General features: G+C 62.5%; 22 protein-coding genes and 1 tRNA gene. 16 read left to right on the top strand and 7 right to left on the bottom strand.

The features are described 5' to 3' along the window. Positions 1-189 precede the first annotated feature (189 nt). The 3 genes from Q4F19_RS08005 to Q4F19_RS07995 all read right to left on the bottom strand — a co-directional run bounded on the left by Q4F19_RS08005 (position 190) and on the right by Q4F19_RS07995 (position 2,816). On the bottom strand, positions 190-1,173 hold the full coding sequence (locus tag Q4F19_RS08005; protein ID WP_303541400.1) for a ParB/RepB/Spo0J family partition protein: 984 nt from the start codon (positions 1,171-1,173) through the stop codon (positions 190-192). 256 nt (positions 1,174-1,429) lie between these two features. Beyond that, positions 1,430-2,632, bottom strand: a complete 1,203-nt coding sequence (locus Q4F19_RS08000; protein WP_303541398.1) for an AAA family ATPase — start codon at positions 2,630-2,632, stop codon at positions 1,430-1,432. Further along, complete coding sequence (locus Q4F19_RS07995; protein ID WP_303542003.1) at positions 2,598-2,816, bottom strand: hypothetical protein; 219 nt, start codon at positions 2,814-2,816, stop codon at positions 2,598-2,600. The genes Q4F19_RS08000 and Q4F19_RS07995 overlap by 35 nt, the downstream gene beginning before the upstream one ends. A gap of 352 nt (positions 2,817-3,168) precedes the next feature. On the opposite strand from Q4F19_RS07995, the gene Q4F19_RS07990 reads away from it, so the two are divergent. The 3 genes from Q4F19_RS07990 (at position 3,169) to Q4F19_RS07980 (ending at position 6,754) form a co-directional block, all read left to right on the top strand. Further along, positions 3,169-4,473: a replication protein RepA gene (locus Q4F19_RS07990; protein WP_303541396.1), complete on the top strand. Its 1,305-nt coding sequence runs from the start codon at positions 3,169-3,171 to the stop codon at positions 4,471-4,473. Between the two features lie 1,125 nt (positions 4,474-5,598). Next, positions 5,599-6,036 (top strand): antitoxin Xre-like helix-turn-helix domain-containing protein, encoded by a 438-nt coding sequence (locus tag Q4F19_RS07985; protein ID WP_303541395.1) that lies wholly within the window; start codon positions 5,599-5,601, stop codon positions 6,034-6,036. Next, the gene (locus tag Q4F19_RS07980) at positions 6,023-6,754 is read left to right on the top strand and encodes an RES family NAD+ phosphorylase (RefSeq protein WP_303541394.1); all 732 of its coding nucleotides are present in this window, start codon (positions 6,023-6,025) and stop codon (positions 6,752-6,754) included. Before Q4F19_RS07985 ends, Q4F19_RS07980 begins: the two co-directional genes overlap by 14 nt. A gap of 216 nt (positions 6,755-6,970) precedes the next feature. Here Q4F19_RS07980 and Q4F19_RS07975 read toward each other — a convergent pair whose 3' ends face one another. Beyond that, entirely contained in the window at positions 6,971-7,570 is a 600-nt protein-coding gene (locus Q4F19_RS07975; protein ID WP_303541392.1) for a Ros/MucR family transcriptional regulator, read from the bottom strand. Positions 7,571-7,848: 278 nt separating this feature from the next. On the opposite strand from Q4F19_RS07975, the gene Q4F19_RS07970 reads away from it, so the two are divergent. The 5 genes from Q4F19_RS07970 to Q4F19_RS07950 all read left to right on the top strand — a co-directional run bounded on the left by Q4F19_RS07970 (position 7,849) and on the right by Q4F19_RS07950 (position 11,550). Further along, a complete protein-coding gene (locus Q4F19_RS07970) occupies positions 7,849-9,612 on the top strand; it encodes an amidohydrolase family protein (RefSeq protein WP_303541391.1) in 1,764 nt (587 codons plus the stop codon). A gap of 529 nt (positions 9,613-10,141) precedes the next feature. Continuing rightward, positions 10,142-10,345: a hypothetical protein gene (locus tag Q4F19_RS07965; RefSeq protein WP_303541389.1), complete on the top strand. Its 204-nt coding sequence runs from the start codon at positions 10,142-10,144 to the stop codon at positions 10,343-10,345. A gap of 368 nt (positions 10,346-10,713) precedes the next feature. Then, a complete protein-coding gene (locus tag Q4F19_RS07960) occupies positions 10,714-10,977 on the top strand; it encodes a thioredoxin domain-containing protein (protein WP_303541387.1) in 264 nt (87 codons plus the stop codon). Beyond that, positions 10,871-11,341 (top strand): glutathione S-transferase family protein, encoded by a 471-nt coding sequence (locus tag Q4F19_RS07955; RefSeq protein WP_303541385.1) that lies wholly within the window; start codon positions 10,871-10,873, stop codon positions 11,339-11,341. The genes Q4F19_RS07960 and Q4F19_RS07955 overlap by 107 nt, the downstream gene beginning before the upstream one ends. Before the next feature lie 2 nt (positions 11,342-11,343). Then, complete coding sequence (locus tag Q4F19_RS07950; RefSeq protein WP_303541384.1) at positions 11,344-11,550, top strand: helix-hairpin-helix domain-containing protein; 207 nt, start codon at positions 11,344-11,346, stop codon at positions 11,548-11,550. Between the two features lie 103 nt (positions 11,551-11,653). Here Q4F19_RS07950 and Q4F19_RS07945 read toward each other — a convergent pair whose 3' ends face one another. Then, positions 11,654-11,914, bottom strand: coding sequence for a hypothetical protein (locus Q4F19_RS07945; RefSeq protein ID WP_303541383.1), 261 nt, complete (start codon positions 11,912-11,914; stop codon positions 11,654-11,656). 277 nt (positions 11,915-12,191) lie between these two features. Between Q4F19_RS07945 and Q4F19_RS07940 the strand changes: the two genes are divergently transcribed. Further along, positions 12,192-12,797, top strand: a complete 606-nt coding sequence (locus tag Q4F19_RS07940) for a helix-turn-helix transcriptional regulator (protein ID WP_303541382.1) — start codon at positions 12,192-12,194, stop codon at positions 12,795-12,797. Between the two features lie 91 nt (positions 12,798-12,888). Continuing rightward, positions 12,889-13,896: an aldo/keto reductase gene (locus Q4F19_RS07935; protein WP_303541381.1), complete on the top strand. Its 1,008-nt coding sequence runs from the start codon at positions 12,889-12,891 to the stop codon at positions 13,894-13,896. A gap of 75 nt (positions 13,897-13,971) precedes the next feature. Here the strand turns inward: Q4F19_RS07935 and Q4F19_RS07930 are convergent, their stop codons facing one another. Next, on the bottom strand, positions 13,972-14,370 hold the full coding sequence (locus tag Q4F19_RS07930) for a thermonuclease family protein (protein WP_303541380.1): 399 nt from the start codon (positions 14,368-14,370) through the stop codon (positions 13,972-13,974). Between the two features lie 87 nt (positions 14,371-14,457). Between Q4F19_RS07930 and Q4F19_RS07925 the strand changes: the two genes are divergently transcribed. The 6 genes from Q4F19_RS07925 (at position 14,458) to Q4F19_RS07900 (ending at position 17,287) form a co-directional block, all read left to right on the top strand. Next, positions 14,458-14,655, top strand: a complete 198-nt coding sequence (locus tag Q4F19_RS07925) for a hypothetical protein (protein ID WP_303541379.1) — start codon at positions 14,458-14,460, stop codon at positions 14,653-14,655. A gap of 1 nt (position 14,656) precedes the next feature. Then, entirely contained in the window at positions 14,657-15,151 is a 495-nt protein-coding gene (locus Q4F19_RS07920) for a hypothetical protein (RefSeq protein ID WP_303541378.1), read from the top strand. Further along, a complete protein-coding gene (locus tag Q4F19_RS07915; protein ID WP_303541376.1) occupies positions 15,148-15,621 on the top strand; it encodes a hypothetical protein in 474 nt (157 codons plus the stop codon). The genes Q4F19_RS07920 and Q4F19_RS07915 overlap by 4 nt, the downstream gene beginning before the upstream one ends. A gap of 10 nt (positions 15,622-15,631) precedes the next feature. Next, complete coding sequence (locus Q4F19_RS07910) at positions 15,632-15,910, top strand: hypothetical protein (protein ID WP_303541374.1); 279 nt, start codon at positions 15,632-15,634, stop codon at positions 15,908-15,910. Positions 15,911-16,364: 454 nt separating this feature from the next. After that, a complete protein-coding gene (locus Q4F19_RS07905; protein WP_303541372.1) occupies positions 16,365-16,532 on the top strand; it encodes a hypothetical protein in 168 nt (55 codons plus the stop codon). A 677-nt stretch (positions 16,533-17,209) separates the two neighbouring features. After that, positions 17,210-17,287, top strand: a tRNA-Ser gene (locus Q4F19_RS07900). A 170-nt stretch (positions 17,288-17,457) separates the two neighbouring features. On the opposite strand, the gene Q4F19_RS07895 is transcribed toward Q4F19_RS07900, so the two are convergent. Continuing rightward, positions 17,458-18,471, bottom strand: a complete 1,014-nt coding sequence (locus Q4F19_RS07895; RefSeq protein WP_303541951.1) for a winged helix-turn-helix domain-containing protein — start codon at positions 18,469-18,471, stop codon at positions 17,458-17,460. Positions 18,472-18,585: the final 114 nt, after the last annotated feature.

Below are 18,585 nucleotides of genomic sequence, written 5' to 3'. Positions count from 1 at the left end.
TCCGTTGTGCACCGCAGCGCGCATCTCCGCAAGCTAAACGACGGTCGGAACTGTAAACCAGCATCACATCCGCGGGACCACGCGCCACAATCCAGTCCGCCACACCTGCCAATCGGTAGGATCGCGCGGCATTATCCCATCATCCTGTTCGCTCCTACGGAGATGCTTGGACGATGGGGCCGCATTGTATCAACCGTCCGGCAGGAGCGCTTCGACGGCTTTGAGTAACTCCGCCTTCGTTGCCCCGGACCTGGGTGCGATCTTGATCGTGAGCCCCCCGCCCCTCGCCTTGGCGTACCGCAGAATCACCTTCCCACCCTCGCTCGCGACCTCGATCTCACCGCCTTTCTTTGCGACGGGTTCGACAGTTGCTTTGACGAGGCGCTTGGCAACCTCTGGACCGCTCATCCTGGTGCCGGCCTGCTGGCGTTCGGATTCGAGGCGCTCCGCCTCCTCTCGCATTTTGGCAAGCGCTCTGGGGTCGCCGACGAGTGGTTTGATGTCCCGTGCGACGCGGACCGTGATGTCGTGCGTATCCGAGAACGCTACGACGATCTCGTCGGGCAGACGCGCTACGTCGAGCAGCCGGCTGAGCCACGAGCGCGACAGGTTGAGATGCTCCGCCATCTGCGACTGCGAGCCGTCGTAAAATTCGGCGAGCGCGATCGTATATTCCTTCGCCCGCTCCCAATCCGAAATGTCCTTGCGCGATCGGTTTTCCACATCGGAAACCCGGAACGCTTCCTCATCGGACACCGCCTGTATCGTAACAAGATATTCGTACTCGGGGTGGTGATGCGCTCGCAGCCAGCGCACCGTCCACCAGCGTCTGACGCCAGCGACAATCTCATAGTCGAAGTCTGGATCGTCCCTGACGCGACGGACGATCGCGGGAATGCGTTGCTTCTTGGCGGATAGAAAGGAGTCGATGAGATCGCGGCAGCTGTCCTCGTTCAGGTGGTCGAGGTCACGATTATGCATACGCCACGGCCGGCAGCGCGCCGGATCGACCCACTCGGTCCGGTCCGCGACGGTTTTGCCCGTCGCGATGCGCGCAAGCGTCTGGCTCCTGCTTGCCATGATCCCATCTGCCGGACTCGAATTATCGAGCGCCGCAGCCTCGTCGAGCCCTTCGGTAAACATCGAGCCGAAGCCCTTATTGCCCTTGCTCATCGCCCCGTCCCCTCGCTTTGACTAGCCGTCGTTACCGCCCCTGGCGGCGCCGTGTTGCCACGTGGCAACACGGGCGGTCTGTGACGCTCGAACGCGGCGTTCACCCCGCGCCGCCGCAGCCCTTCAAGCACATCTAAGCCACTGATATGAGACGTATTTTTATGAAGTTGCCACATGGCAACTTTGCCGACCAGCTCAACAGAATGAGGCGGCTGGCAAGGCGGTAATGGGCGCCGTTGCCACGTGGCAGCGCGGGTCAAATGCGCTCTCCCGCTTTACTCGCCCACGTCCGCAAAACGTCGACCTCGATGCTTTGGCAAACCTCGTTCAGATGCTTCATGCAGCGGTTATAGACCTCGTGCGACGTCACTGGCTTTTCCAGCTCGAAGACGGTCTTCATGCGGGAGCTGGCATTGTCGATTTCGGCGCTCGTCACCATCACCGCCGACGCCATCGAGCCACCGAACACCTGTCGCATCATCGACAGGATTTCGCGGTGCATGGACTTGCTATCGTCGACGCGACTGCCGACCAAGCGAATGAAATTATATGCCGGACGCCCCCTCCCCGCAAGTTGCTCCAACTGTTTCATGGTCGTCTTGGCCATGTCGATGAACGACACGGTCGATGCGAAATCAACCAGGCTCGGCGGCACGGGAATGACCATGGAGTTTGCCGCTTGGAGCACGGCCATCGAGACCATGCCGAGCGCGGGCGGTGGGTCCATGATGACGATGTCGTAATCCTCGACGACCGAGTCGATGGCGTCAGCGATCAGATCGATGATGTCCATGTTCTGGTTGCGCGCCATATAGCCGGCAATCTCATATTCGAGATTGTAGAGGCGCAGGTTTGCCGGGATGAGGTCCAGTCCATGGAAGTGCGTCTTACGGATGATCTTTCTCAGCCCCAGCAGCTCGGGGTTGTGAAAATGGCCATAGAGCGTGTCGTCTTCCCCCAGATCAACGTCGGGCCGATAGCCAAACATCATCGTCGATGACGCCTGGCTGTCGCAGTCGATGAACAGCACCCGGTAACCCTTGATCGCAAAATGTTGGGCGAGATGCAGAGCGATGGTCGATTTGCCGACCCCGCCCTTGAAATTGCACACCGAGATGATCGCCGGGACGTCGGTTTGCTCACGCCAAGGACGCGTTCCGAAGACTTCGCGCATGTGGTCGAGCTCTTCGAGCGTGTACTGAATGCGGTGTCCGTTGGCGGCTCGACCGCGCTCGGGGAGGCGACCGTCGCGTTCGGCCTCTCGGATCGCCGAGGCCGTCCGTCCCACCAGCGCGGCTGCCTTAGAGATGGGGAAGGTCGGCCCTTTCTTTTGACCGGTCTCGGGATCAACGGCGCTGTCCCTAATCCGCTTAAGGATTGTCAGCGCCTTTCGATGGAGCACGTCGAGGCTCTCCTCGATCAGATCATCTGGCGCCACTACGATAGGATCTGTTGCCATGTGCGTCCGCTTCTGTGGGTTTGATGGCGGACATTAGCGGCGTTGGCAGTTTCGGGCAACGATTGGCCATCAGAGTTACAATTGAACCGATGATCTCCGAGCCGTTTTCGAAAAGTAAGTCGTTATTCAGGACGCGATCGGGTAGGAGACCGATGATCTCGGTGCGATCCGCATCGATGCGCAACGGGCGCAGATCCAGGCTCTCTGCCGGCTGTGCATAACTACCGATGATCTCGGTACCGCCCGATGTTCTCGGTGCAAAGCGCCGCTGATGTCGGTGCGCGACGACCGATGATGTCAGAGCCCATACCTATTACATGAATCCCTATAGAAATCCGATTCGCGAATCGTCTGGATTTTTTTGAAAAAACGAAGGGCAGGGGGCTCGAATGCCGAAACGGCACCGAGATCATCGGTAATTTTGCAAGTCTTGGACCCTGATTGCCCTCCAAAGTGCCAACCGGGTTGATTTGCCCCACCAAACCTGTTGAAACGCTGCCATCGAAACCCCGAGAGAGTCGGGGAAGGGCGGAACGATGAATGGGGACGAACATAAGCCAATCGGGCATCAGTATGCGCTAGCCATGCTGAAGGGCGGTGAGGAGCGCGTGCGGATCCTCGCCTCTACCAACGGTTCCCAGACCACCCTCGACGCCTTTCTTCGCGTCCAAGACGAAGAACCTGTCCCCGCGTTTCTCCATTCGGCACTTTGCGCCATGTCGCTCCCGACCAAGCGACCCAAGGATGACACCCAGCCGATCGTTCGGGAGGATGGCAAATATGCCTTGGCGATCAATCCCCGGCCTGTCCTGCAGAACATCGACGGCAAATCGGTCCTCAAAAGCCTTGGCGTGCCTTATGGAGCCTATCCGCGGGTCGCATTGATCTACCTGTTATCGCAGGCGGTGATGAAACAATCGCGGGACGTGTATCTCGGGCGTAATTTCACCGAGTGGATGCGCCGACTTGGCTACCAGACCGTCTCGTACGGACCACGTGGAACCGCTAATCTGATGCGCGAGCAGGTCGACCGGTTGCTGGCGTGCGAATGGCAGATCCGGTGGGATGGCACCGAAGCTGACGACAACGCTTTCGCTGTCCGGGACGTAAAAATTTCGAACGAATATGCGGGCTCGCTCGACAAGAATGGCGCCTTTGCCCGCGAAATTCGAATGTCGGAGGCATTTTACAGCCATCTCGTCGACCATGCAGTTCCATTGAACGAGGTGGCGATTCGCGAGCTCAAGGGGATCCCCACAGCCCTCGATCTCTACACCTATCTCGCCTACCGTTTGCCGCGGATCGGCTCCGACAAGGGCCAGATCATTTCTTGGGACCAGCTGGCCAAGCATCTCGGGAACGAAGCCGACAGCAAGCGTTTCCGCCAAACGGTTCGCGAGACCATGCAGATCGTCTCGGCGGTCTATCCCAACGCCAATGTCGACCTTTCCGGGCGCAAAGTTGTCCTGCATCCATCGCCTGCGCCCATGGAGCGCAAGTTCGTGGGTCCGCATCTGCGCCTCGTCGGACAGGACGCGCCTGAAACGGCACCGAGATCATCGGTCGCACCGGGTGCCGTTTTGGCAAAACTGCCGGCCAAGGCCTCCGAGCCAGTGTGGGCCTTTCCGAGCGGTTCATTGCGGTTCGGCGAGCGCGAGAAGGCGTTTCGCGACATTGGGCTGTCCAAGGGGCATCCGTGGGATATCGATCGAATGGCAGAAGCGTTTCGCACCGGGTTCCCGGGCATCAAGCGTGAGCGCTCCGATGCCGAGTGGATGCGTGTCTGGGAATCATTCGTCGTCCGCTATGCCGAGCGCAGAGCGAATAAGGGCGACGATTGACCGATGATGTCCGAGCCGTTCGTTGAGAACGATGCTCGGATCGTCTGTCGCGCCCCAGACTGACGGGAGAAGAGGGGAGGGGGGGGCTGCTCGCGCGCGCAGGAGATTGTCCCATGCCGCTTATCGCCAAGCTCCCGTCGCGCGACTGATCGACCTCGTGGGTGCCCTTAATGGCATCTGGCACGGTCATGCGGCGATATGTCGATGCCACCCATGATCGTTGCTCGTGATCCGACGGGTCTCGTTCCGTTTCAGGTCGCGAAGATCAGTTTTTGCGTCGGAGCCGTGCCCTGCTGCCCCTTTGCTAATCGGCTAGTCCGAAGCATAGTCGTAAACATCGACGTAGGCCCACGATCCGCGGGTATCGCGCACTCGTAGGAGCTGGTCCGGATAGATCGTACGGAGCAGGTATGCGTGGGCATCCAAAGCGGCCCTAAGCGGCGCGGGGCGATCGATGTAGCGGATGCGGCGTTCGCGGTCGCGGTCCCGCCCTTCGGCGTTATCCGCCGCACTTCGAATCTCGGTGCGAAGCTGGCTTCGTGGTGTCCATCGTCGTCTCTCGTTTGAACCGATGGTGCGGCCCGCACCAGAAAGAGGCACGACGACTGCCGTAGGCTGCGGACGGGGCACCAGCAGCGACGAGGCAGCAGACGGCGAACGCTCTGTCGGCATTGGTCGTCGAAATAGCTAGGCCGGGATGGTCGGCCAACTTCCAGCCGCCGTCGGTGAGGGGCCGCCTGGCGTTCGCTTGAAGGGGTCGCGACGCTAGACGATTTCGCCAGTGATCTGCCGGACGAAATCCGCGTGGGTATGTGGCCGTCCTACCATCCCATCTCCGAAGATCGTCGTGCGCAAGCAGCTCGTCGTGGCAATCTCGAGGTCGCTGATGGGGTGCTGACGATAGTCGGCGTAGTAGCGATGGTAGACTGACGCCTCATAGATGTTGGGCGCACCACCGTGGATGACCCCCGCCCGCAGCTTCGCCAGCCGCCGAGCTCGTGCGGCGTAGCAGAAGGACCCTAGGTGACATCCGACAGCGTCGACCATCGCCTGGCCGGCGCATTCCTACGCCATACTTGAATGGTCGCATCACGTGACGTATATGATCGCACCAGGAGATGCGATATGACAAATGTCATACAGTTCCGTCAGCCGGTGTCTGATACAGGGCAGCTTCAGACCTTCGCTGTTGAGGGTGACCGGGCGCGTCTGACGCGACCCGCGGTCAAAGCGGTTCTGAGGGCCGTGGCGGCTTGGAACGGCAGCAACGCTGACGGTGCTGCGTTGCTCGGTGTGTCCGAAAGCACCTGGGACCGCATGAAGGCCGGCAAGTGGGACGGGGTGCTCAGTCAGGATCAACTGACGCGGGCCTCGGCCTTGATCGGTTTGTTCAAAGGCTTGCACCTGCTGTTTGCGGACGCGATGGCCGATCGCTGGCCATCGCTTCCCAATCGCGGCCCGATCTTTGATCGCCTGTCGCCGATCCAGGCAATGATCTCCGGCGGCATCCCGCGTATGCTCGAAACTCGTCTCTACGTCGACGCACTGCGTGGCGGGCTCTGATATCGGTAACGTCGACGGCGTGCCGCTGGTCCGCGAGGCGTTCCAGCGGACCGTCCGGCTCGTCACGAGCGCACGGCTGCGCGCGTCGGTCATGGCTTCGCTTGCCGACGATGAAGACGAGCTCGCGCTACTGGCCGAGATTGAGGGCGCGACCAGCGGCCGCCTGATTGCGGAAGAGCGCGGGACCAACGCCCTGACGTCGGCGGAGCTGGTCCACGGTGTTCCGCATGCCAAATTCATCAATGCGAGCTTCGCGTACGCCAAACCCCGCGAACCTAACCGTTTCAACCCGGCAGAGCGTGGGGCCTGGTATGCTGCGCTTGCGGTCGAGACCTGTATCGCCGAGGTCGGGCATCACCTCACCAAAGCGCTCGCCGACACCGGCGATTTCAACGCTATCGTCGAATATGGCGAGATGCTCGCCAGCATGTCAGGCGTTTTTGCCGATCTCCGGCAGGCGTCCGAGCATCCCTGCCTCGATCCCAATTCTGCTAAAGGCTATCCTGCCGGCAACGCCATGGCGGCGGCTGCACGCGGCGGCGGCCACAACGGTATCATCTATCCATCCGTTCGCGACTCAGGCGGCACCTGCATCGCGGCACTATGGCCGAACGTCGTCCAATCAGTCGTTCAGGGTGACCTTTATCGGCTAAGGTGGTCGGGTGGCGCTGACTTCTCGACCGAAGTCGCCTTGAAGACGCTCTGTACTCAGAGTTGATGAGAGTCCGTTTTCCTTTGTCGCTATAGCTTATTTTGGTGCTGCCCTAACTGCGCCGGCGTCGGCGCCATTACCGCCCCTTCAGTTGGCGCGTGGCGACTAAGTCATCGAGTGAGCGGCCCGATTGATCGGCGTGTTCTCTCTCCGCTGCTTAATACCATCCGCATGCGTGATGACGAAGCGCGAGGCGGGAGCCTGCCGGCTCCCGCCAGGCGATTAGCTTGCCTTTGGCTTGCGTCCGCGCTTCGGGGCCGGCTTGGCGACGATGACGTCACTGATGGGTTCTGGGGTCGCGACGGCCCTGCCTGCGGCGATGCCAAGTTTCCTGCGACTGGCCTTTACGGCAGCGGCGAGTGGAGCGGTGGCGGCATCGACCTGTTCAACTGCCTTGCGGCCCAAGCCGACGGCCTTGGCCAGATTTCGACGCTTCTCGGTATAATTGGGAGCAACCATCGGATAGTCCTTCGGCAAACCCCATTTCGCACGATATGCGTCCGGTGTAATCCCGTACGTCCGGCCGAGATAGCGCTTCAGCATCGTGAGTTTTTTACCGTCCTCCAGGCAGACGATATAGTCCGGCTTGATAGAGTTTCGGATCGATACGGCTGGCACCAACTTAGCGGGTAAAGCTTCTTCCGGAGCGGATATCTTGCTCAAGGCGCCATAAACGGTGCTGATCAGCGTTGGCAGATCGACTGCCGCCACGGAGTTGTTCGACACATGCGCCGACACGATGTCGGCAGTGAGAGTTAGTAGCGCGTCGTTGGCCAAATCATCCTCCGTGTTCAGCAGCAGTAATACCTTGCCGTCTGGCACTGTCGAGCATCCATTGTCTGTTTTGATAAAGTTCCCGGGAAATACGGATCGTCTTTGCCGGCGCTCCGGGCGTGCTAGCTGCCCTATGCCGGGCGGCGGGATGCCAACTGCGCACAAAAACAGCAAAACGCCGTTTTTTTTGCTTCGTCTTTGAACGTTTCGGATCTGAGCTTTCTGCTAGCAGATGTTCGATAGCACGCGATCAGAGGGCCGAATGGATTCGATCGCGAGCGTTGCGCCGGAGACACTTGTTGAAGAGACCCCTCGCTTTTGCCGGAATGATCGCCTTCTTTATCTCCGCCGCGGGTCGCACCGACGCGGCACCGGGCGGAGCGACCACCGCGATCGTCGGCGCGACCGTCTTTGATTCCACTGGTGCGGCGCCCTATCGGGCAACCGTGCTGATTCAGGGCGACCGAATCGTCGCGGTCGGTACGAACGTGAAGGTGCCCTCGCGCGCAAAGATCATCGACGCCAGCGGCGAGGCTCTGGTTCCCGGGTTCTACGACCTGCACACGCACTGGACGGCAAGCGGCGACCCGGGCGTCACTCCGGCCATCGCCAACGCCTACGTGTCGACCGGCGTCACCACGAGCAACGATTTCAACTCTTCCCCTGAGGCGTTCGCCGCTCGGCGCAAGTGGCTGGCGTCGCTGGCCATCGCGCCGCACGTCAATCTGTGCGGCCGCCTGTCGACGCCCGGCGGCCACGGCGCTGACTGGGCCGATACCGCCACCACCAAGATGATCGTAACGCCGCAGTCAGCGCGCGACGGCGTCGATCAGATCGTGCCTTACAAGCCCGACTGCCTGGGGGAGGTGATGGTCGACGGCTGGCGCTATGGCTTGTCGCCCGACGATACCAGCATGAACGAGGATGCGCTGGTCGCGTTGGTGGACGAGGCGCACAAGTACGATATTCCCGTGTTGACCCACATTCTGCGGACGCAGAAGGCCGTCGAGGCCGGGCATGCCAAGGTGGACGTGATCGCGCACGCGCTGCAGGATCTGCCGCTCACCGACGAGCAGGTCGAGGCTATCAAGAAAGGCGGCGACTATTTCGCGCCGACACTTGCCGTCTACGATCCTGACAAACCGGGCCGTCGTGCTCAAGCCGGCACCGATGCAGCGCGCCGCGCCCGCGCCAACGCCAACTGGAGCAATGCCGTCTCCAACACCAAGAAACTCTACGACGCGGGTGTTCCGATTGCTGCGGGCACAGATGGCGGCATGCCGGGGACACCTCACGGCAAATCGAGCCTGCGCGAGATGGAGTTGCTGGTCCAGGCCGGGCTGTCACCCTCGGCTGCGCTGATCGCCGCCACCGCCAACAGCGCCCGGATCATGCGCCAGTTGGCCGATCGCGGGACAATCGAGCCGGGCAAGCGCGCCGACATCGTCCTGATCAAAGGCGCGCCCTGGACCAACATCGCTGATGTCGAGAAAACCGATCGGGTATTCATCGACGGTAAGTTGGTGTTCGGCCCCGGCGCGCCGCCGCTCAACGCGATCACGCCGATGCCGGCGATCGCGGTTGCCCCGCTGGTGGCCGATTTCGAGCGGGCGGATGGGCGCACTAGTCTTGATACGTTGGTCGTGACCGAACCAGACGGAGGCATCGAGCGCAGCATCGAGGTGATCGACACCGTCGCCCGAGAGAATAGTGGCCATGCGCTGAGCATGATGGGCAAGATGGCCATCAAGCCCGATGCGCAGATCGCCGTCGTTCTGCCGCTCACGAAGGGCAGCATACAGCCGGCTGACCTGCGCAAGTATAAGGGCATCAAGCTCGACCTGCGCGGCGACGGTCCATACGAAGTCGAACTCAACACCCTGAGCGGGACCTATTCCGCGACAATCATCGGCAGCGCTAAGTGGCATACAGTAGACGTGCCCTTCGCCGACCTGAAAAAGCAGAAGGGCCGGGCCGAATTTGCGACCACCGGCTGGACCGGAGACGACGTTACCGAGATCGAGATCAAGGCGGTGCGAAAGGGCGGCGAGAAGGCATGGCTACTCCTCGACAATGTCGGGTTCTACTGACCTATTCATTGCGGACCAAAATTCGCGCCGCAGGCGCTCGCGATCAAGTCTTCGTATCCCGGCGACGACAATGATTGAATCCCGATGTGCTTGAAAGTCCTGCGATCGGTCCCACATCCACTCCATCGTCAACAACGGAAAGGAGGTGGTCGAATGTCTCATTGTCATACGCCGTCCGCGGCACACATTCTGAGCATGGCCTCCACCACGGGGGTCCGGCTCGTCTGAGCTGACCGCGTTCGGTAGACAATGGAAGGGCCGTTCCGTGAGGGGCGGCCCTTCGCATTTGCGAGGCTTCCGCCGCTGAGCTTCGGGCTCTTCGGCAGGCGCAGCGCATCTACGACGCAATCAACTTGCGGGCATTGCTGGCGGCCGTTCTTTTTCGCGCGCGGCGCGGAACTCGGCGCGACAACGAGCCCTTAGGAACATCGCGCGTCCGGCAACGCTCGGATGGAGTACCGAGACGGACGGAACGACCGATGACCGAGCGACATGGCGTGGCGCGGCCTCGCCTGACATTAATTGGCGCATGAGCGTCGCCCTGGAAAATGTCCCTCACGGAGATGGCAAAGTCGCCGAAGTGACGATCGTCGAAGGCGCGGTCCGTGCCTGGCTGACGCTGGATGCAGCACATAGGACGGGTGCTATGCTGACGGTTGAGCATCCGGTCATCATCGACGGCGCGTCGATGACGCGGGCTAACCGCGAGCCTCGCGCAGGCTGCGAACCGTGATAGACCAGCAGGGGTCCTCCATCTCGACGATGCTGTGCTCTCATTCGTCGCGCGGCTCACCGGTCATATAATTGGCGCTGCCCGGCGACGTGGGCGCACAGTTGCCTTCGAAGCGCTCCGATCGACGACAGCGAAAGCGCGTGGCAGCGGCCGCGCCCAGCGAGATGTCGACGACTGCCCAAAAAGCGGGACGGTCAATGCCACCCTCCGGCACCGGAATCGTGGTGGATCAGCAGCGCTTTGACCCAGGCACCGGCGAAAAGTCCAGCGAACCGACCTAGAGGGAAAGCCCGGCGAGCCGGAAGCGCGTCGCTCCGGACCGTCCGACGCGCTCCGGCGTTGAGCGCGGACATTCCGAAAGGCGCGCAATGACCACCGTCCACCACCTGAAATTCTCCCGCTCGACACGGGTGCTCTGGCTGCTCGAGGAGCTTGGCCTCGACTATGAGCTGAAGGCCTATGACCGCGATCAGAACTTTCGCGCGCCCGCCGAGCTATCCAGTCCATCCGCTCGGAAAAGCGCCCGTGGTCGTCGACGATGGTCTCGTGCTCGCAGAATCAGCGTCGATCCTGCGATTTCTCGAACAGAAATATGGCAACGGCCGCCTGGTCCTGGTGGCTGGCACGCCTGATCGGGCGCTTCACGACGAGTGGCTCGATTATGTCGAGAGTTCGCTGGCCTTACCGGCGATGCTCACCATTCTTGGAGGGGGAACCGGTAGGCTGCCCACCGCCCTTGCTAGCTTCACCGCACCGGAGCTTACCAAGGCTCTCTCCTACACAGCGCACAGGGTTCGCGAGCGCCACTTCCTGATGGGCGAACGGCTGACGCTCGCCGACATCCAGATGAGCTACATGCTCGCGACCCTGCGCCGCTCGGGGCAACTCGCAGACTATGCCGCGGTGCTAGCGTATCTCGAGCGGCTCGAGGCGACCCCCGGCCTCACGAAGGCGGTTGAGATCGGCGGACCCATGACCCCATCGGTGGAGGGCTGAGCATGCCCGCCGTCGACATCAACAGCGCGACCGCGGCCGACCTCGACGCGGTCGATGGGCTTCGCGGACACGGGTTCGAGATTGTCCGATACCGCGAGGAGCGCGGCCGCTTCACGAAGATCAGGCAGCTTGACGAGGTGCCCGGGCTCGCCGGCGTACTATCGGACGCGCAACGCGACGCTCTTACGGTAGCCGCGGCCCCCGACTGAGGGACCGCCCCACCCGGCACCTGCTGGTGTTGGCCGCTCGATGATCAGCGGCTCAACGGCGGACCGCGATCGCTCGCGAGCCGCCAGACCCCCGCAGGCCCCCTCATGCTGCCATGCGGTGGGGGACCTGCATGCTGACATGGCTGGAGGTCTCGAAAAAAATCACCTCGTCCTGCGTGAGCTGGATACGCTGCCGGGGCTGAACAAACAGACGCTCGCCCGCTCGTACCATCCACAGCTGCCTGTCAGCGGGTCGGTTGGCCTTGGCGAGCAGATAGCTGGTGTCGATCACCTCGGCGTCGATCCCGAGAAGTTGTCCGTCGACGTCGACGATGTGGCGCAGCCCGATGTCCGAAAAACCCATGCCCGTGTCCTTCTTCGAGGGAAGGACTTTCGCACGCGTGGATGTCAAAACCTGTCACCCCTCTATCGGCGCGCCCGGTGGACGATCCCGGCGCGGCACATCGCACACCTGCTAACGCCCTCATCAGACGAGCTTGTCGCGCTCGCCGAGGCGATCACGCAGCTGGACAAGGCGGGAATGCGACAGGAGGCTGCCCATGCGCGGAGCCTGGAGCGCAAGGTGAGGGCGCTCATCCCCGCCCGAGCAGGGAACGAGGCTCGACGTCGACAAGGAGGCGGTGCTGGAGGCGCCGGTCCACGCCGCACGGCCCGGACCCCGGCCTGCCGGCGACGAGGAGGTGGTCGAGGCGATCTACGAGGCGCTGAAGGGCTGCAACCTCCTGCGCATTCTTTACCGCAAGCGAGAGGACGAGGCGCCGAGGGAGCGCGTCGTCGCACCCCATGGCCTGCTCCTCGGCGTGCGCCGCTATCTGGTGGCGCGGGACACGACCAAGGGGCCCAAGGCGACCCTGCAGCACTACCGGGTCGAGGAAATTTATCACGCCGAACTGCTGGACGGCACGTTCGAGACGGATCCCGCATTCGATCTCAAGAAGCATGCCGAGAAGGGGGTCGGCTCTTACGAAAGCGCGCAGGAGTTCGGCGAGGTCGTCTGGCGGTTCCGGCCCGATGCCGCCCCCCAGGCCCGCCGCTACGTCTTCCACCCGACGCAGACCACCGAGGAGGCTGAGGACGGCTCGCTGATCGTCAAGTTCCGGGCTTCCGGGTATCTGGAGATGACCTGGCATCTCTATTCATGGGGCGATGCGGTCGAGGTCGTTGCACCCTTGCGCCTGCGTGAGATGGTGCATGACTATCGCAGGACGTTTCCGGCGCTCCCCTGACCCGCGCGTCAGGGCGGGCGGACGCTTGCGCATCTTGATCCCGTTCGGACCGATGACCACGTGGCGGTCCGACTCCGTTTGAGGATTGAACATGGCACTGAGCGACATCCTGCCCGGAAAACTTGGCTTCGGGGCGGCTCCGCTCGGCAACATGTTCCGAGACATTCCAGAGGCCGAGGCGCTGGCGACGGTCCAGGCCGCGTGGGACGATGGCATTCGCTATTATGATAACGCGCCGTTCTACGGCGCCGGTCTGGCCGAAATCCGCATGGGTGAGGCGCTCGCCGGAAAACCACGTGACGAATATGTCGTCAGCACCAAGGTCGGGCGCGTGATCCTCGACGAGCTCGAAGATGTCGCCAGCCGGGAGCAGGGGGAGAAGAGCGGTGTGTTCGCCAACGGTCGCCCCAACAAGGTCGTGAACGACTACAGCTACGACGCCACGCTGCGATCGATCGAGGGCAGCCTCAAACGGCTCCGCACCGACCGCATCGAGATCGCCTTCGTCCACGACCTGGCGCGCGACTTCTGGGGCGACGAGTGGATCGCCCGCTTCGAGGAGGCCCGCACGGGCGCGTTTCGCGCCTTGGACCGTCTGCGCGGCGAAGGCGTAATCAAGGCGTGGGGCCTCGGCGTGAACCTGTGTGAGCCGATCGAAACCTTGCTGGATTTGAGCGAGCCTACTCCGGACTGCTCGCTGCTTGCCGGCCGTTATACGCTGCTGGACCATTCGCGTTCTCTTCAGCGCGTCATGCCGGCGATGGCCGAGCGCGGTCTCGGCGTCGTGGTCGGCGGTCCCTACAGCTCCGGCGCGCTCGTCGGCGGCCCGAACTTCGAATACGCTCCGGCGAGCGCGACCATTCTAGAGAAGGTGGCGCGCATCAAGGCGATCGCCGATCGGTATGGCATCAGCATGAAGGCTGCAGGGCTGCAGTTCTCGCTGGCCAACCCTGCAGTGACGGCCGTCATCCCCGGTGCCAGTCGTCCGGATCGGATTGCGGAAGATCGTGCAGCCATGGAAGAAAGCGTCCCGGGCGACTTCTGGCGTGAGTTGCGCGACGGAAGGCTCATCGATCCGGCGGCGCCGGTCCCGCTCTAGTCCGAAGTGGCAACCGGTTCGGCCGCTCGACGATGCCAGCCTTTGTTGATCCGCGACGCGGCCTGACGCGCTTCGTCATCTGCAGTCGTTCATGCGGTATTGCCGCCAGTATCGATCCCACCGGACGGCGGCGTCTGCCGCGACCACTGCGCACGATAATGATCGCCCATCGGGAAGCGTGCATCGGGCGACGACGCGTCCGTAGCTGCGGTCGACACCGAGACAGGACAGACGCTTCCCCAGAACGAGCTTCTCGACGGTCCCCCGGCTGCGTGCGGCGGCCATGTCGTCGCAGCTGTAGGCAGGATGCGTGGCGCGTCGGCACGGCTCGGCATTTTGGAAGTCCGGCGCTTGTACGCCCGCGATGCGCACCTTCACGCCGTTGGCGCACCAGAGCGGCCCATCCCCGTCGTGGACGCGCGTCACGACGCAGCTGAATGGAGACGTGGCGGCGACGAGAAGCAGGGCAAGCATGGGAATCCTCTTGCCCGATGTTCCGCCTATGTTCTAGCTACATCGCATGCCGCGATGTCGGCGAGTCGCTAAGCTTGGAGCAAGACGATGCAGCACGACGTGCGGCTGAGGGCCGCCGCGCGGGCGATCTTTGACGCCTGCTACCCGTCCGAAGAATGGTCGCTGGTCCCGTTCGACGAGGCCGAGCGATGCGGGACGCTTCATTATCGGCAGGCGGTAGAGGACGCGCGCCAGGCCCGACTCCTGTTGAGCGCTGCCAGCGCGACGCAGCTGGCATTAATCTGACATGGGCGCGTCCGTGGCAATGGAGGTCGAGCGGCCCCAGCAGCTCTGGCTCGATGTCGAGCGACCGATCCTGACTCGGCCACGCCGGCCGAAACCCACCGTGCAGGACGTCGATCGTCCGCCGTCCTCGAATCAGCAGATGGAATTGAAGATGGCGACCGCGCCGAAGAAGCTTAAGAAGATCATCAAGCCGCCCGCACCTCCAATCGTCCGCGCCGAACCGCCGATCGCGCAAACGCCGCGTGTCGCTCCCGCGATGACCACCCCCGAGCCGACGACAGCAAGCGCGCCGCCGCAGTCTTTCGGCAGCTGGCTGTTCGATCAGACGAAGCGGGCGGGAATGATTGGCGAGCTCGCGAAGGCCGCCAAGCTCGACAGGCTTTTCCCGAAGAACGGCTCGGTTGAAGACGTTCGCGCACGGTTCGCGACCGTCGGGGCGGACGGCGATGCGTTCATGGCCCTTGAAGATGCCGAGAATGAATATGACCGGCGGTGAAGCGGCTCAATCTGGCGACGCGCCAAAGCGACATCGCGATCCGGCTTCGCGTTTTGCGGGGACCGATGAGGACGACGCTGCAGAACGTACGCGGGGCGCAGGCGGCCGAGACTGCCGCACGTCTGATTATCGAGCGGTGCCTTTCCGGCTGCGCGATCTTCGAGCCAAACAGGGTGGTGCGGACCGCAACTTTTGGCGACAGCCCAACCTACATGAAGGCAGGATACTTCGGCGATACCGAGCCTTGGCCGACGGCGCCCGGCGAGCCGAAGCAGCCGACCGATGCCGCATCTGCACGGCAAACGACATCGATGCGCTTGGCGACGATCTGGCACGGGCCATGTGGGAAGCGCTCGTGCCCGGGACGCTCTTTGAAAAGGCCAGCCAGCATCGAGGCAGCTTTCCTGCTGATCGCGCATCGGACAATCAAGTGGCTGGGCCGAGCCCACGCCGCGCAATCGAACCCTTGAGGAGCACATCGTGTCCGAACCTGAGATGATAGACATGGGCGGGATGGTCGCTGTCTGCTGGCCCGAAATCGAGCTTGGAACGCTCGATTGGTGGCCGATGGACGCATATTCGCCGGAGGCGACAACCTTACCGATCGTGCAAGACGCAGACGGCAAGACATGGCTGGCCCAGCAGGATCCTCACGGCGACTGGCGCGAGATGATCGACGGGGACCTGCTGGGCAAGGTCACTCCGGTCCGCTGGGCGGTCCCGACCGACGACATGATCCAGGCGCTCGCGTTCGGCTGAGCAGTCGGGTGTGCCATCCGGATCAATGATCGCCATCATATCGGCCGCAAGCTCGACACCCTCGGTCAGTGCGCCCTGCACCGGTGCACCATCGGTTGCCTGCCGGCAGTGCAAGCATGCCCACCATTCGACGCTGTGCCGTTGTGGTGGATGTTCGATCGTCGCGGCTGGAGCGGTCTGTTCCCTGGGATGCGCCGGCATGTCTATTGCGGCTTTGCTAAGAGAAAGGCCGACGCAAATTCAGACCCTCCATCTTGGTGACGCACGAACCTCGCCAAGGATCGGCCAATATCCCTATCCGGACGAGCGGACCTGGAAGCGACTGGCCTCGCGATATCGTTGGTAGGGCAGGGATTGGCATCCGCTCGATCTGGGATGTTCGCCGCCACGATGGCTTGACCGTTTTGACAGGTCTTGGAATCCTAAGCCTCAAACCACTGATGGTGAGGGAGAAATGGCCGACAATCAGGATCGAGAATATTTCGCGCGACGGGCCGCCGAATGCCCGGAAAAAGCGAGAATCGCGGTAAATCCTGCCATCGGCAAGATCCACCGCCAGATGACTGAAGCGTATGAGCGGCGTTCAGAAGGAGAGGCTCTGAAAGCCGTTCGCCGCGCTTAGCGGCGCAATCCCAAGACAGCCGGCCCAACGCGCGCTCAGGAATGCTGAGAGTTCTGGCTTAGCCGGACTGCCGGCGCGGTTGGCAACTAGCTGCCGCTCGGGTGGTGGTCTGAGCGAACCTATGGAGCGCGCTATGGATGTCGTGGAGCTGGCAGAAGGGACTGAACCGCCCACGGATGCAGATTGCATTCGCGTTTATGCCGATGGTTCGGGTCAATTCGAGCTGATGTGCTCCGCACTGTGCGATGGTGACAGCGTTTCGTTCGTGGGCGACCAGCACTATGAAACAGCGAGGCGGCGATCAATGTCGGCTTGGCTTGGGCCAACGAAGCAAAGATCGCCAAGATCTACGTTGCGATCAACCCCGCCCTGAGCGAGGCTGACAAACCCCTCTAGGCAAGTTGGCGTGACGTCCGCCTTCCGGCATGATCCGTCGATGTGCGATCTTTATGCCCTGCGAAGCAGCGCAGCAAGGTCCCGTCCCATTTCAACGTCGCCAATCCGATTGCGTCGAACGCTGGTGAGGAGATGTATTCCGGTGCTCCCGGCATGGTCGTTCGGGAGCACGCAGGCATGCGGCTCACGCAGAGCATGGCGTGGGGCTTCTAGCTTCGGCTGAGGACGATGGCGCCGACGGCCAAGCCGAAGCCGGCCAACGATATCGCCGACATGCGAAAGGGGGTGTGGACCGGCATTGCCCGCAAAGCGCAATGGCATTGCGAAGGTCTGGGGTTCGATCCCCCACGGCTCCACCACCTCTAAGTAATTGAAAGAACGACAGAATATTTATTCCGGGGCGCTTCCGAGGGACATGGTTTGTTCTGCTTCACGGGTCGCAGCCGGATCGCAGGGTTGATCGGTTCGCAATTTGATCCGCCTAATACGGCCATCGGGACCTGGGCCATAGAGGGTCGGTCGACGAATCTCAACCGGTCGCGTTCGACCATCCGTCGAGGCCAAGCCAGACGGCCATATCCCCCAGCTCAGCCTCCAGCGCGACGCCTGCATGATCAGGCGCGTCAGGCTGGAAGTGTATCGACTGGACGATTAGCCGCGAAGCCCTCCGGTCGGCTTTGAGATCGACCCGCGCGACGATCTGCTCGTCGAGCAGGAAGGGAAGCACGTAATAGCCGAATCGCCGCTTGTCGGCGGGAACATAGATCTCGATCCGGTAGTGAAAGCCGAACAGACGTTCGGTCCGATCGCGCTCCCAGATTAGTGGGTCGAACGGCGCCAACAGCGCCCGCGCTTCGATCTTGCGAGGTCGGCTCGCTGCGTGATGGAGCCAGGCATGGCGCCAACCCGGTACATCGACCGGGATGAGGATGCCTTCCTCAGCCAGAGCCTGGATCGCCGGCCGCGCTTCATCGGGCGACAGGCGAAAATAGTCGCGCAGTTCGCCGCTCGTCGCGATGCCATGTGCTGCCGCGGCGCGCTCGATCAGCGCCCGATGCGCATCACCTGCGAAGGGCGTGGGCTGGGCCAACACGTCGGCAGGGATCACCCTTTCCGCGAGATCATAGACGCGCTCGAAGCCGCCGCGGCGTGTAGCGGTGGTGATGTGCCCCGCCCAAAACAGCCACTCCAGCGCGCGCTTTGTGTCGCTCCATTCCCACCAGCCCGATTGGCCTTTGTGCGCCTCGAAATCGGCTGCCGCCATCGGCCCGCCGATTCGGATCCGATCGAGGACGGTCATTGCCTCGGGACGACGCTCGATGGCGAACACACGCATGCCGCTCCACCCAGCTTCGCCACGATCAGCCTGCGCCATCCGCCAGCGGAGAAGGCGATGAAAATCATATGGCAGGAGCGAGGCTTCGTGCGCCCAATACTCGAAGAGCTTCCGCTCGCGCTTCTTTCCCCAGGCGAGTCGATCAAGATCGGTGCGATCATACGACCCGAGCCGGGAGAAGGCCGGGAGATAATGGGCGCGTGACAGGACGTTGACGCTGTCGATCTGGAAAAGGTGAAGCCTGTCCAGTGCGCGCCTGATGTGAAGAATGCCCGGCCTCTCCGGACGTGCGATCCCGAACCCTGAGCGGCCAGCGCGATT

This window comes from Sphingomonas natans, assembly GCF_030546695.1.
GTDB lineage: Bacteria > Pseudomonadota > Alphaproteobacteria > Sphingomonadales > Sphingomonadaceae > Sphingomonas_I > Sphingomonas_I natans.
Note: the sequence above shows the minus strand (reverse complement) of the source record. Positions and strands in the feature narration are given on the sequence as shown.